The 14,318-nt window shown below is 43.1% G+C and carries 11 protein-coding genes; 8 read left to right on the top strand and 3 right to left on the bottom strand.

Annotated features, from left to right (window positions below; translation table 11 throughout):
* Positions 1 to 6 precede the first annotated feature (6 nt).
* Positions 7 to 552 (bottom strand): TIGR01440 family protein, encoded by a 546-nt coding sequence (locus T541_RS0110175; protein ID WP_026652642.1) that lies wholly within the window; start codon positions 550 to 552, stop codon positions 7 to 9.
* A gap of 1 nt (position 553) precedes the next feature.
* A complete protein-coding gene (locus T541_RS19350; protein ID WP_051538192.1) occupies positions 554 to 1,114 on the bottom strand; it encodes an ECF transporter S component in 561 nt (186 codons plus the stop codon).
* A 349-nt stretch (positions 1,115 to 1,463) separates the two neighbouring features.
* Between T541_RS19350 and pflB the strand changes: the two genes are divergently transcribed.
* From pflB to T541_RS0110150, 4 genes are all read left to right on the top strand, one after another.
* A complete protein-coding gene (pflB, locus tag T541_RS0110165) occupies positions 1,464 to 3,728 on the top strand; it encodes a formate C-acetyltransferase (RefSeq protein WP_026652641.1) in 2,265 nt (754 codons plus the stop codon).
* Between the two features lie 154 nt (positions 3,729 to 3,882).
* On the top strand, positions 3,883 to 4,572 hold the full coding sequence (locus tag T541_RS0110160; RefSeq protein ID WP_026652640.1) for a polyphosphate polymerase domain-containing protein: 690 nt from the start codon (positions 3,883 to 3,885) through the stop codon (positions 4,570 to 4,572).
* Between the two features lie 47 nt (positions 4,573 to 4,619).
* On the top strand, positions 4,620 to 5,291 hold the full coding sequence (locus T541_RS0110155; protein ID WP_026652639.1) for a DUF4956 domain-containing protein: 672 nt from the start codon (positions 4,620 to 4,622) through the stop codon (positions 5,289 to 5,291).
* A gap of 31 nt (positions 5,292 to 5,322) precedes the next feature.
* Entirely contained in the window at positions 5,323 to 7,203 is a 1,881-nt protein-coding gene (locus T541_RS0110150; protein WP_026652638.1) for a CotH kinase family protein, read from the top strand.
* A 70-nt stretch (positions 7,204 to 7,273) separates the two neighbouring features.
* Here the strand turns inward: T541_RS0110150 and T541_RS0110145 are convergent, their stop codons facing one another.
* Positions 7,274 to 9,292 carry a right-handed parallel beta-helix repeat-containing protein gene (locus T541_RS0110145; RefSeq protein ID WP_026652637.1) on the bottom strand — a complete coding sequence of 673 codons (2,019 nt, stop codon included), beginning with the start codon at positions 9,290 to 9,292 and terminating at the stop codon, positions 7,274 to 7,276.
* Positions 9,293 to 9,530: 238 nt separating this feature from the next.
* Here T541_RS0110145 and T541_RS0110140 point away from each other — a divergent pair, with 238 nt between their 5' ends.
* Genes T541_RS0110140 through T541_RS0110125 form a run of 4 tightly spaced genes read left to right on the top strand, consistent with a single transcriptional unit; the run spans position 9,531 to position 14,297 of the window.
* Positions 9,531 to 10,583 carry a LacI family DNA-binding transcriptional regulator gene (locus tag T541_RS0110140; RefSeq protein WP_026652636.1) on the top strand — a complete coding sequence of 351 codons (1,053 nt, stop codon included), beginning with the start codon at positions 9,531 to 9,533 and terminating at the stop codon, positions 10,581 to 10,583.
* Between the two features lie 46 nt (positions 10,584 to 10,629).
* A complete protein-coding gene (locus T541_RS0110135) occupies positions 10,630 to 11,559 on the top strand; it encodes an ABC transporter permease subunit (protein WP_026652635.1) in 930 nt (309 codons plus the stop codon).
* A gap of 12 nt (positions 11,560 to 11,571) precedes the next feature.
* Entirely contained in the window at positions 11,572 to 12,498 is a 927-nt protein-coding gene (locus T541_RS0110130) for a carbohydrate ABC transporter permease (protein WP_081779932.1), read from the top strand.
* Positions 12,499 to 12,548: 50 nt separating this feature from the next.
* Positions 12,549 to 14,297: a sugar ABC transporter substrate-binding protein gene (locus T541_RS0110125; RefSeq protein ID WP_026652633.1), complete on the top strand. Its 1,749-nt coding sequence runs from the start codon at positions 12,549 to 12,551 to the stop codon at positions 14,295 to 14,297.
* Positions 14,298 to 14,318 lie beyond the last annotated feature (21 nt).

Below are 14,318 nucleotides of genomic sequence, written 5' to 3'. Positions count from 1 at the left end.
GCTCTTTTACTCAAGGGACTCATCGTAATGAGCGCGGATTCCGCCGATGAATTTAGGTCGTACTCGTGCGGCTGTAATATGAGCTTGTCCAAGGCTGTTCACTGTCAATCTGACAGGGACAGCCACTTTTTTTAGATGCATTCCGATAAATGTATCGCCGATATCAAGACCTGCGTCTGCACGGATCTCTTCTACAGCAACTGGCTCAGAGAAGGTTTCGTAGGCTGTGGTTGCAAAGGATCCGCCTGCCTTAGGCTGAGGAACAACGTTAACTATATCTTGATTAGGTACAGCAGCATGCTCAATTATAATGGCTCTGTTGAGGTGCTCACAGCACTGGGCGGCCAGAAAGAGCTCATACTTCTGAGTAACAGAGTATATTCCTGAGAAAACAGCCTTTGCAGCATCAAGATTGGAGCCGCTTCCGATGCGGTCTCCGCAAACTTCTGATGAGGAACATCCAACTACAAGGATCTGTCCCTTTTTGAGGCCAGCTCTTTCTACAAGTTCTTCAGTTATGGCAGCAGCCTGATCAAATAAATCTTCGTACATCTTATTCTCCTTTAACGGTGATACTTTCTTTATTCTTAACTCTGTCCTGAGGTTCTATAAATCTGTTGAACAGCTTGTGTATTCCGCATCCCCAGCAAAGTACCATTCCAAGAACAGCTCCAAGAGCACCCTGAAGGATTTCAAATGGGAGCTTCAACATAGCATATTCAAAGGTACTATATACAAAAATCTTACCAAGGGTATAACCCACAACCATGATGATAGCACCTATTGTAACACCAATTCCTGATGCAAGGGGCTTATTCTTTAAAGTTTTGTGGGAGATAAGTGAAATTACTACAGCCTGTAATCCGTGGGTTACGAGAGACACGAACATTGGAGCTGGGTAAAAGAGCAGATCTCCAAGAAAAGATCCTACGCCTCCAACAACGAAGGCTTCTAAAGGATTAAGTAATATAGCAGCAAGGCAGATCACCATGTCACAAAGATAAAGGTGACCACCTAAAACGGGGATTCCAAATGAAGAAAAGAGAATGTTGAGGGCCATAAAAAGAGCGGCCGTTGTTAAGCGGATTGTTGTGATAGCCTGTTTGTTTTTCATACGATGTCCTCCTGGGTGGTGTGGAAAATAGCTTGAATTCTGTAGTTATAAGTGGGCCCGATCTAAAATCCTATGAAAAACATGATAATACGAGACTGAATATATAATAATATCCAAAATAAGAAAAAATAATAAGACCAGATGAAACTAACTATGATAAAAAATATCATAAAATCTGGATTCTTAAAAAAGTAAATGATAAATTGTGTCAATTTTGTGAAAGAATTCGCAAACTTGATTCTAATCAATGTTTGTAATTTTGTTATTTGATAACATAACTCTCGGTGTAATTAAGTGATAAATAATTAACAAACAAATTCATTCACGTATTACGAGAGGAGTATATATTATGAACGAAGCATGGAGAGGGTTCAAAGGAACCCACTGGCTGGATGACGTTAACGTAAGAGACTTCATTCAGAACAACTACACAATGTATGATGGAGACGAGAGCTTCCTTGCAGATGCTACAGATGCTACTAACAAGCTTTGGGGCAGACTTCAGGAGCTTCAGAAGGAAGAGCGTGAAAAGGGTGGCGTACTTGAGTGCGAGACAGAAGTTGTATCAAGCCTTACAGCTTATGGCCCTGGCTACATCGACGAGTCTATGAAGGACCTCGAGACAGTAGTTGGTCTTCAGACAGACAAGCCTCTTAAGAGAGCATTCATGCCTTACGGCGGAATCAAGATGGCTGAAGAAGCTGCTGAGACATATGGTTACAAGGTAAATGAGAAGTTCCACAAGATCTTCACAGAGTACCACAAGACACACAACCAGGCAGTATTTGATGCTTACACACCTGAGATGAGAGCTGCTAGACACAGCCACATCGTAACAGGTCTTCCAGATACATACGGTCGTGGACGTATCGTAGGCGACTACAGAAGAGTTGCTCTTTACGGTATCGACTACCTCATCGCTAAGAAGCAGGAAGATTACAACAACTGCGGCGATGGCACAATGCTTGACCACATCATTCGTCAGAGAGAAGAGATCTCAGAGCAGATCAGAGCTCTTAAGGGAATGAAGGAAATGGCAGCTGTTTACGGATTTGATATTTCACAGCCTGCTAAGAACGCTAGAGAAGCTGTTCAGTGGCTTTACTTTGGATATCTTGCAGCTATCAAGACTCAGAACGGTGCTGCTATGTCTGTTGGTCGTGTATCAACATTCCTTGATATCTATATCGAGAGAGACCTTAAGGAAGGAACACTTACAGAGTCTGAGGCTCAGGAGCTTATCGACCACATGACAATGAAGTTCAGAATGGTTAAGTTCGCTCGTATTCCTTCATACAACAACCTCTTCTCAGGAGACCCAGTTTGGGCAACACTTGAGGTTGGTGGACTTGGAATGGACGGTCGTCACATGGTTACAAAGAACGACTACAGATTCCTTCACACACTTGAGAACATGGGACCTTCACCAGAGCCTAACCTTACAGTTCTTTATACTTCTAAGCTTCCAGCTACATTTAAGAAGTATGCTGCTAAGATCTCTGTTACAACATCTTCAATCCAGTACGAGAACGACGATGTTATGAGACCTATCTGGGGCGATGACTACAGCATCTGCTGCTGTGTATCTGCTACACAGACAGGTAAGGAAATGCAGTTCTTCGGAGCTAGAGCTAACCTTGCTAAGTGTCTCCTTTACGCTATCAACGGTGGTAAGGATGAGAAGTTCCTTACAAAGGATGGCAAGCACATGCAGGTTGGACCTGAGATGGCTCCTATCACTTCAGATGTACTTGATTACAATGAAGTTATGCACAAATATGACATCATGATGGATTGGCTTGCAGGACTCTATGTAAACATCCTCAACCTTATCCAGTACATGCATGATAAGTACTACTACGAAGCAGCTGAGATGGCTCTTATCGATACAAACGTAAGACGTACATTCGCTACAGGTATCGCTGGTTTCTCACACGTTGTAGATTCACTTTCAGCTATTAAGTATGCAAAGGTTTCAACAGTACGTGACGAGTCTGGTCTTGTTGTAGATTACAAGATCGAGGGAGACTTCCCAAGATACGGTAACGATGATGAGAGAGCTGATGAGATCGCTGTATGGCTTCTTAAGACATTCATGAAGAAGATCGAGAAGCACCACACATACCGTGATTCAGAGCCTACAACATCTATCCTTACAATCACATCAAACGTTGTTTATGGTAAGGCTACAGGTGCTACACCTGATGGAAGACCTGCATTCGCTTCATTCGCACCTGGTGCATCACCATCATACGGCGCTGAGAAGAACGGTCTTCTTGCATCACTTAACTCTGTTGCTAAGATTCCTTACGAGTACGCTCTCGACGGAATTTCAAACACACAGACAATGAACCCTAACGCTCTTGGTCACGACGACGAGGAGAGAGCTAACAAGCTCGTTAACGTTCTTGATGGATACTTCGATCAGGGATCACACCACCTTAACGTTAACGTATTTGGTAAGGAGAAGCTCATCGATGCTATGGAGCATCCTGAGAAGCCTGAGTATGCTAACTTCACTATCCGTGTATCTGGATACGCTGTTAAGTTCATCAACCTTACTAAGGAGCAGCAGCTCGACGTTATCGCTCGTACATGTCACGAGGCTCTTTGATTTATCAAAGATAATATATAGTAATACCACTACTAATAAGATCAGGACTACGAATTTTCGTAGTCCTGTTTTTTTATACCTAAAAATAGTTTTAGGTTATTTTTAGGTTAAGAAAATATCATGGGATTTATGAAAACAATGAAAGGAGTACGCCGTGCAATTTAGACATGAATTAAAGCATGAGATCTCGACCCAGGACATGATCGCAATTAGGCAGCGCCTAAGAGCCATAGCCACTCCGGATCCTCATGCCATAGATGGAAAATATCTGATTCGTAGTCTTTATTTTGACACCCCTGAAGATAAAGCTCTTTTAGAAAAACAATCAGGAATCAGCCGGAGACAGAAGTTCAGGATAAGATACTACAACTCAGATAAGTCAGTCATACATCTTGAAAAGAAAAGTAAAGTAGCAGGCCTGGGTACAAAAGTCTCGGCTTCTCTAACGGAAACAGAGGCTCAGAAAATTGTAGAGGGTGATATCGCCTGGATGAAAGACAGACATGAGGACCTGATAAGGGAATTGTATTCCAAAATGGTCTCAGAACGGCTTGGCCCTAAGACAATCGTTGACTACAACAGAGAACCATTTATCTATGGACCTGGAAATGTAAGAGTAACACTGGACTACAACATCAGATCCGGACTTAATTGTATAGATTTTCTGAACACGGAATGCATTACAGTTCCGGCAGCCTTCGGCGTATGCATCATGGAGGTTAAGTGGGACAACTTCCTTCCAGAGATAATACGTGACGCAGTTCAGCTTCCACATGCAAGGACTGGCTCTTTTTCCAAGTACGAAGCCTGCAGGCTTCCTGTAATACAGGCCAGACAGATCTGATCAATATAAATACAATAACCAATAATTATAAATAGGAGAAAAAAGAAATGACCTTTAATGACATCTTTAAATCAAGCTTTTTGGAAAATGTAACAAGCATAAGCATTCTGGACATGGTGCTGGCAATGGCACTGGCCTTTGGTATCGGCATGTTTATCTATCTTGTGTACAAGAAGACTTACCAGGGCGTTATGTATTCAGACAGCTTCGGCGTAACACTTGTAGCTCTCACAATGGTAACAACACTGGTAATCCTTGCAGTAACAAGTAACGTAGTTCTTTCACTTGGTATGGTGGGTGCCCTTTCAATCGTTCGTTTCAGAACAGCTATCAAGGAACCATTGGACATTGCGTTCCTGTTCTGGTCAATCGCAGTAGGTATCGTTCTTGCAGCAGGTATGATCCCACTTGCAGTATTTGGAAGCATTATCATCGGAATAATCCTTCTTGTATTTGTTAATAAGAAGTCTTACCTCATGCCTTATATCGTAGTTGTAAACTGCGACGGTCATGACGCAGAGGTTAAGGCAACTGACTATATCAAATCTAAGGTTGATAGATTCGTAGTTAAGAGTAAGAGTGCTCAGAAGGGCAACCTTGAGCTCAACATCGAAGTAAGACTTAAAGAAGACAACACAGATTTTGTTAACGAGCTTTCTGATATGGCTGGCGTTAACAGCGCAGTACTTGTAAGCTACAACGGCGAGTACATGGGATGAACGGTTAAAAGAACTAAAGGAGACAGAATGAATGTCAACTAGCAGGAATATAAACAAAATATGTGTCATCATCACTGTCGTGACTGTTCTTGTAACTGTGCTATTTATGAACGGAAGCGCGCTGGGAGTAACAGCAGAGGATACTGTTTCTTTTGGCTACGAGGATACTCTCTTCGATGACAGCTACGTTCATACCATCGACATTACCATGGATAACTGGGATGAACTCATAGAGAATGCCACCAGTGAAGAGTACAGCGTGGCCGACGTTACGATAGATGGTGAGACCGTCAAAAATGTTGGAATACGAGCTAAAGGAAACACATCCCTTAGCACAGTATCCCAGCTTGATAGTGAGAGATACTCCTTTAAGATAGAGTTTGACTGTTATGACACTTCTGGAAATTATCACGGACTTGATAAGCTTTGCCTTAATGACCTGATTCAGGATTACAGCATGATGAAGGACTATATAACCTACAAGCTTATGAACGAGTTCGGCGTGGATGCACCTCTTGTTAGCTTTTGTTACATAACAGTCAACGGCGAGGACTGGGGACTTTACCTGGCAGTTGAAGCAGTTGAGGATTCCTTCCTTGAAAGAAATTATGGCACCAATTTTGGTGATCTCTATAAACCAGATAGTATGTCTATGGGCGGTGGCCGGGGTAACGGTGGCGACTTCGACATGAAGGACATGGACTTTGATCAGATGGGTATGAAGAATCCATTTGAAAGAGATGGCGATAGCGATGGACCTGATTCTAGCAGCGGATTCCAAGGAGGCTCTGGCGAATTTGGAATGGGAAGTAGCGACGCCAAGCTCCAGTACATAGATGATGACATCGACAGCTACTCAACAATATTTAACAGCGCCAAGACTGAAGTTTCTAAGGCAGATAAAAAGAGATTGATCAAGGCCCTGAAGAACCTCAGTGAGGGAATTGAAGAGTCAGATTCTGAGAAGATTGATAGCGCTGTTAATGTAGACGAAGTAATGCGCTACATGGTTGTCCACAACTTCGTTGTAAATGGCGATAGCTACACAGGTAACATGATCCACAACTACTACCTGTACGAGGAAGATGGCGAATTGTACATGATCCCTTGGGATTACAACCTTGCCTTTGGAACCTTCCAGGCATCAGATTCTACAGGGACAATAAATGATCCAATCGATACTCCGCAGTCCATCACTGAAGGAAGTAACGACAGACCAATGTTTACATGGATAACATCCACAGAAGAATATCAGGAGCAGTATCACGAATACTATCAGGAATTCCTTGATCAGTTCTATACAAGTGGATATCTTGCAGACCTTGTGCAGAACACTTATGAAATGATCTATGAATATGTGGAAAAAGATCCTACAAAGTTCTGCACAGTAGAAGAATTCGAGACAGCGGTAGAAACCATGAGCCAGTTTGTAGAACTTAGATGCCAGAGTATCCAGGGTCAGCTTGATGGAACAATTCCTTCAACTGATTCAGGCCAGGAAGAGGATAGCTCTAACCTTATTGATGCCTCATCAATCACACTTTCAAATCTTGGCTCCATGGGCGGTGGTGGTGGTCCTTCTGGAGATGATAAATCTGGTGGTCCATTCGGTGGATCATCTGATGATGACAAATCTGGCGGACCAGGTGGATTCCCAGGTGGTGGAAACTTCCCTAGTGGTGATTCTCAGCCAGGAGACAGCGATCAAAGTGGTGAATCTAGTGGTCCTCCAAGTGGCTTCCCAGGAGGAGATTCTCAGGATGGAGACTTCCCAAGTGGAGACTTCCCTGGAGGGAACTTTGGATCAGGAACTACTATAGATATAAAGAACTATATCTACGCCGGAATATCAGTAGTGGCACTGATTGCAGCTTTGATATTTGCAGCCACATTCAAGAGAAAAAAGAAATGATAGTTATGTAATAACTAAAGGAAAAGGGCGCTCATTTTTTGATATGAGCGCCCTTCGTTTTTTGAATTATTTAGATAACCAGTTTCTTCCAAACAAGAACTTCCTTGTTTCCGACACTAGCAAGAGGTCCAGGGATGGTCTCAGAATTTCTGTGATCACCAAGGATATCTCTGTCGAAGGTGATTGGAGTTCCGTCGGTGTTCTCAAATTTCTGCTCTGGCTCGAAGGCTTTGCCAAGTGTTTCAGTTGTGATGATTCCATCAACAAGGTCCTCTACAGCTTTGCCATAATTAGTCTTAAGGTAATAGTCACCATTCTTTTCTTTCAGTTCAACAGTGATCTTACTCTTCTTATCCTCAAGATGGTTCTTTTTCTTTTCATGCTTACAAACAGTAGCACCGTTAAAGTAAGCATTTCCCTCAACCCATACAGGAAGGTGACCAAAGTGAGCCTCGGCAAGACCGCCCATATCAGGGTTCTTGGTAAAGTCAAACTGTGCAATCCACTCTTCATAAGAAGGGAAGATATCAAATGGCTTAGTTCCAACAACTTCATATTCTGCATCAGCAGGAGTTTTCTTCTTATCTGTTACAGCATGCTGCTGAATAAACACATTGTTGTAGATTCTGTCGTCGCCGTGGAGGATAGTCATAAAGCCGGCAACCTCTGTCCTGTGACGGATGTGATATGGTGTATATCTTGGCTCTCTCTGGCCATTAACAATGCTGTCCACACCGGAGTTGATAAGACCAAAGCCTCCAAGTACCAGGTTGTGCACAACACCGATTCCTTCACTAGGAATGATGATGGCTGTTGGTGAAAGCAGAATATTATTATCAATAAGTGTTGGACCGTGGCCAACCTCAATGAATACATCGCAGCTGAACATAGCACCAGGAGCCTGTTTAAGGCCACCGTGTCTGTAGTTATCGTGCATAAGGTTCTGGCTGACTCTTGCACCCTGTGCTTCCCAATCAAGCCATACACCCATGATGCAGTGGTGTATATGATTGCGTCTGATAGTAACGTCAATAGCAGCATGAAGCTTGATGCCAGCTGTCTCAGCACCGCCAAGCTGCTGTGATGTGCAGACATCATGAATCTCGCAGTCCTCAATTGTTGAGAATACAGCACCCATTCTGCCTACGATACCAGTCTGCTCACAGTGATGAACATGGCAGCGACGAACTATATGATGACCGATCTTCTCTTTTAACCAGCCATGGTACTGGCCTCTGCAGACCGCATCTCTCTCCATCTGAGTAGGACTCTTAACCTGCTTAATAGTGAAGTACATGTCATTTTCAGGATCAAGATATTTACCCAAAGAAATACCGCAGCATCTGCTTCCATAAACCTCGCAGTCTTCAATGATCCAACCCATACTCCAGTGAGGACCGATCATACCATCCTGGTAAGCTGCTGGTGGAGCCCAGGTTGTAGCTGCCTTACAGATGGTGAATCCGCTGACGGTAATATAATCTACATGATTTCTGGTAGGCATGAAGCAGTTTCTACGAACACTGAATTCAACCTTCTCCTTGTTAGGATCAAGCTTCTGGAAATTAGCAAAAAGAACTGTCTCGTTAGTCTTCTCATCCTGCTCTGTATACCACAGATACTTGGCAGCCTCCTGATCCCAGGCAAGAGGATCAGCCTTGCCTTTCTGACACTCTTCAAGAGAAGATGTCTCATACATCATGCTGTCATTAACAAATACGGAACCTGTGTGTCTGATAATAGGAGAGAAATACCAGTCTCCGTAAACTCTCTCAGTATATGGATTGTAATCCCCAAAGATAGTGTTGCTAACGCGAGCTGTCCATGTGGAGCCTTTAACCTTTTTCCATCCGGTAATAAGCTCGGCACCTGTGATCACAGCACCAAGTGGCTCCTCAGAGCGATACACAATGGGATTTTCCTTGGTTCCTGCGTTCTTTGGAGCTACAAATTCTCTATATATACCAGGTTTAACAATAACCTCGTCACCTGGCTGAGCAATCTTAGCCGCATCATTAACATGTTTAAAGGGCCTTTCTGCGCTACCATCCCCATCTCTGAAGGAATTGGCGTCTACATAATAAATCATGAGATCTCCTTTCGGCAAAGTGCCTAATTTGTGCAAATTGTTTAACGATAAACATCTCGATATGTATCAATACTATGATTCAAAATGACAAAAGTCAATCAAAATGTACAAAAAACTAAATCAATATTAATGTTTTCTGTGCAGTTTAACAAAAAAACTATTGACATGAAACTACCGCAGGCGTAATAATAAACTTGAGTTTAACGATTTACTAAATATTTGTTGACAGGAGCGTGGGATGATAACTCTCAAGGAAGTTGCAGAAAGATGCAACGTATCAGCTACGACAGTTTCCAACGTAATAAATGGAAAAGCAAAGACTAGCGAAGAGACTAAAAACAGAATATTGCAGGTCATTAAGGAAACTGGTTACGAGCCTAATACAGTTGCAAAGGGACTGAGAATTAAGCGTACAAGATCCATAGCGATAGTTGCCGAGGATATTGCCCAGTTCACTTCACCAACCATCATCGAGAGCATCATGGAAACCTGTGAGAAGATGAACTATCGCGTGGTTGTCCATAACCTTCGACTCTATGACAGATGGCAGGATACCTGGTATGGCCAGGACGACGAATACCATTCTGTTCTGGATCCTGTCATTAAAGACATCATGGCTGCTCAGATCGATGGAATCATCTACCTGGCAGGTCATGCACGAATTATTAAATCCTTAAATTCGACATCATCAAAGATACCGATTGTAATGTGCTATGCATATTCAGAATCGCCATCTATACCATCTGTCGTTATAGATGATGAGAAGAGTGCATATGATGTGGTTTCATATCTTATAAGAAATGGCCATGAGCGAATTGGTTTCATAGGAGGCCGCATGGATAACATCCATACAGCCCAGAGACTACTTGGATATCAGAAAGCATTGTATGAAAGGGGACTGCTTTTTGATCCTAAGCTCGTTTACTATGGGGACTGGTCAAGGGAATCAGGATATGATGGGGCGAAAGCCCTGGTTCCACAGGGGGTTACAGCTCTTTTCGGCATATCAGACCTGATGACAGGCGGAATATATGACTATCTTGAAGAGAAGGACATTACCATTGGAAAAGACATTTCGGTTGTAGGCTTTGATAATGAGAGTATCTCAGCATTCTTCAGGCCACAGCTGACCACCACATCGTTACCACTTAGGCAGATAGGCCAAAAAGCTGCTGAACTTCTTTTGGAGAAGCTTGAAAACGGGGAAGAAAAGGGAGATATCAGCTTAAAGCCAGAAGTATACAAGTTTCCTTGCAGCTTAAGAACGAGAAAGTCAGTCAGCAAAAGGTAATTTTTTTAGCATTTAAGTTTAACGTTAAACAAGGAAGGAGTTCAGAGTGTCGTCAACGAAGCATTTTTGGGAATCCAAGAAATTTTGGTATTCAATATATCTATTTGCACTAATAGTACCTTTCCTGGTACTGGTATTTCTTTTTAGTTACTATCCACTGTATGGTTGGAGATATGCATTCTACGACTACAAGCCACCAAAGACATTGGATCAATGCGCATATGTAGGATTCAAATGGTTCAAATCCCTGGTGGATTCTCCAGTTAAAATTGGACAGATCGTGCAGGTTCTTAAGAACACCTTTGCAATGAGTGGGCTTACCCTTGGAACCAGCTGGCTTCCTATGATTTTCGCTGTATTTCTCAATGAGATAAGAGGCGTTAAGTTCAGGAAATTTGTTCAGACAGCTACAACACTTCCTAACTTCGTCAGCTGGGTTATGGTTTACTCAATTGCCTTCTGTATCTTCAACAGCACAGGTGCAGCGAATACATTCCTTATGAAGATAGGGGTTCTTGAGGAGCCAATTCTCTTTTTACAGTCCTCTGAGCACGTGTGGTTCACACAGTGGCTCTGGCTTACCTGGAAGAACCTTGGATGGGCAGCGATCATGTACATCGCAGCTATCTCGAGTATCGATGATGAGATGATCCAGGCAGCTAAGGTCGACGGTGCTTCAAGAATGCAGGTAATCTGGCACATCACAATCCCAAGCCTTTTACCTACATACTTCGTTCTTCTCGTTATCAACGTAGCTAACTTCCTTAACAACGGTATGGAACAGTACTACGTATTCTCTAATCCTTTCAACAAGGAATTCATACAGGTTCTTGATCTTTACGTATTCAACCTGATGAGTTCAGGCGGTTATCCGGTTTCTGTAGCAGTTAGTATGCTAAAGAGCTTAGTCAGCCTTGTATTGTTGATCATCGTTAACGGTGCTTCCAAGAAGATCCGTGGCGAGAGTATTCTGTGATTGGAGATAGATATGAGTAAAGAAATAGTAGCCAAAACCAAGATAAAAATGAGCACAGGCGACAAGGTGCTGGAGATCATCTGCTACGTTATCTTCGCAATAGCCGCATTCCTGTGTATATATCCGTTTTATTACGTAATCATAAACACATTCAGTGCCAACGATGTAAGTGCCAGAGGTGACGTTCTGTTCTGGCCTGTGGGCTTCCACGTTCACAACTATACATCAGCATTTAGAATTGACGGGCTTCCATGGGCGTTCTTCATTTCCTTATCAAGAACTGTACTTGGAACTGCCTGCACAGTTATTGCATCTGCATGGCTTGGATTCATGTTCACCCAGCAGAAGATGTTCCTTAGAAAGTTCTGGTATCGTCTCGTTGTAGCAACCATGTACTTCAACGCAGGTATCATTCCTTGGTATCTGGTTATGAAGCAGATGGGCCTTACCAACAACTTCATGGGATATATCTGGCCAGCAGTTGTATCACCTTTCAACCTGATCCTTACCAAGACCTTCGTTGAGTCTGTGCCAAAAGAGCTACAGGAGGCAGCCGAGATCGACGGAGCCGGAATATTTACAATTTTCTTCAGAGTCATTGCACCAGTAATCAAGCCTATCATGGCTACAGTAGCTATTTTCTCTGCTGTAGGACAGTGGAACGCTTTCCAGGATACACTGCTTCTTGTTACAGACCAGAAGCTCTATCCACTTCAGTTCGTGCTTTATCAGTACCTTAATCAGGCCAGCTCACTGGCTTCACTGGCCCAAAGTAACACCAGTACATCTTCACTGGCGGCAGCTGCAGCTACAACACAGACCACAACCAGTGTACGTATGACAATTACCGTTATCGTAGTAATACCTATCATGCTTGTATATCCAATCTTCCAGAAGTACTTCGTAAAGGGAATCATGATCGGTGCGGTAAAGGGTTAACGAATCTAGCCCATAGTGGGTTCAGATATAAGAAAAACGGAGGTATGAAAATGAAGAGTAAAAAACTTGCTTCTTTAGCTCTTTCTACAGTTCTTGTAGCTTCTTTAGTTGCTGGCTGTAGTAACAATGCTGGTGGAAGCACATCATCAGGGGGATCAACTGAGTCTGGCAGCGGCGCTGCAGCTTCTGTAGCTGAAGCAGATCACAGCAGCACCTATACAGTTGATTTCTACAATGTAGCTGCTAACTTCCAGGGCGTTCAGTCTGGTTGGTACGGCAAGATTGTAAAAGACAAATTTAATATGGAGCTTAACATCATCGCACCTCAGGTTTCAGGTGACGGCAATGCACTTTATCAGACAAGATGCGCAGCTGGTGACCTCGGAGACCTCATCATTCTTGATAACTCAGATATGCAGGAGTGCGTAGATACAGGTCTTATTAAGGATCTTACAGGCATCATCGAGCAGTATCCTAACCTCATGAAGTATGAGGAGCAGATCAAGGCATTCAACTCAATGATGGGTGATGGTACAAAGATCTATGCTATTCCTCTTGAAATGAACAACAACGGACCTACAGCTTACAAGCAGCTTCACGTTTACTCATATCCTCGTATGGGATGGGATATGTACAACGAAGTTGGTGCTCCAGAGCTTAAGAACACAGATGACCTTCTTAACTGCCTTGCAGAGATCCAGAAGGCTCATCCTACAAACGACAACGGCGACAAGGCTTATGCATTCTCACTTTGGAAAGACTGGGATAGCCAGTACATGGAGAACGTAGCTCAGATTGCTAAGTGGTATGGACAGGAAGTTAACGGTTCTGTACTTATCGGAACAGACAACTCAATCGCTCCTCTTACAGATAAGAACGGCGCTTACTACAAGATGCTTAAGTTCTTATATCAGGCTCAGCAGATGGGACTTGTAGATCCAGACTCAGCTACTCAGGACTGGAACTCAGTTGTATCTAAGATGCAGGATAAGAGAGTTTACCTCTACTGGTATAGCTGGCAGTATGGATTCTGGAACACACCTGCAAAGGGTAACGAAGGTGTTAACTACATCGAGATCCCTGTAGCAGATACTAACCTTTTCCAGACAGCTGATACATACTATGGTGATGGTAGAGTACTCGCAGTTGGTTCACAGGTAACAGACGAAGAGCTCGCAAGACTTATGGAGTTCCTTGACTGGTACGCTTCTCCAGAGGGAGTTCAGATCCAGCACGCTGGTACAGAAGGCCTTACATACACAGTTGAGAACGGCAAGTACACACTTACAGAAGATGGTCTTAACAGATTCTCAGCAGAAGTTGCTGTACCTGAAGAACTCGGTGGTGGTAACTGGAACGATGGTAACAACCAGATCAACCAGTGGATCGTAGCTTCTTGCGATGTTAACCCTGACACAGGCGAACCATATGCTTCAGATATGTGGTCAACAACAATCGAGATGAACCAGACAACAACTACTAAGGAATGGTCAGAGAAGTTTGGTGCAGCTGATGACGTTGAATACCTTACAAAGAACAACATGATGACAGTAGTTCCAAGTATCAACATCGCTCTTGACGTTGACACAACTGACATCAGCCTTATCAGAAGCCAGTGTGGTGAGCTTATTAAGGATTCTTCATGGAAGATGATCTATGCAGCAGACGATGCTGATTTCGAAGCTCAGTGGGATGCAATGGTTACTCAGCTTGAAGGACTTGGCTGGAACGACCTTGTAACATTCGATACAAATAAGTATGGCCCTATGCTTGAAGCTAGAAAGGCTGCTTCTAACTAATTAAATATCCGTTAGATATTA

Origin of the sequence: Butyrivibrio proteoclasticus P6B7 (assembly GCF_000622085.1) — a bacterium.
In the GTDB taxonomy this organism is placed as follows: Bacteria; Bacillota; Clostridia; order Lachnospirales; family Lachnospiraceae; genus Butyrivibrio; species Butyrivibrio proteoclasticus_A.
Note: the sequence above shows the minus strand (reverse complement) of the source record. Positions and strands in the feature narration are given on the sequence as shown.

Bases quoted from the DNA above. Each gene is read 5' to 3' on its own strand.
- pflB (WP_026652641.1), top strand. From the start codon at position 1,464: ATGAACGAAGCATGGAGAGGGTTCAAAGGAACCCACTGGCTGGATGAC.
- T541_RS0110150 (WP_026652638.1), top strand. From the start codon at position 5,323: ATGTCAACTAGCAGGAATATAAACAAAATATGTGTCATCATCACTGTC.
- T541_RS19350 (WP_051538192.1), bottom strand. From the start codon at position 1,114: ATGAAAAACAAACAGGCTATCACAACAATCCGCTTAACAACGGCCGCT.
- T541_RS0110130 (WP_081779932.1), top strand. From the start codon at position 11,572: ATGAGTAAAGAAATAGTAGCCAAAACCAAGATAAAAATGAGCACAGGC.
- T541_RS0110125 (WP_026652633.1), top strand. From the start codon at position 12,549: ATGAAGAGTAAAAAACTTGCTTCTTTAGCTCTTTCTACAGTTCTTGTA.
- T541_RS0110155 (WP_026652639.1), top strand. From the start codon at position 4,620: ATGACCTTTAATGACATCTTTAAATCAAGCTTTTTGGAAAATGTAACA.
- T541_RS0110145 (WP_026652637.1), bottom strand. From the start codon at position 9,292: ATGATTTATTATGTAGACGCCAATTCCTTCAGAGATGGGGATGGTAGC.
- T541_RS0110140 (WP_026652636.1), top strand. From the start codon at position 9,531: ATGATAACTCTCAAGGAAGTTGCAGAAAGATGCAACGTATCAGCTACG.
- T541_RS0110175 (WP_026652642.1), bottom strand. From the start codon at position 552: ATGTACGAAGATTTATTTGATCAGGCTGCTGCCATAACTGAAGAACTT.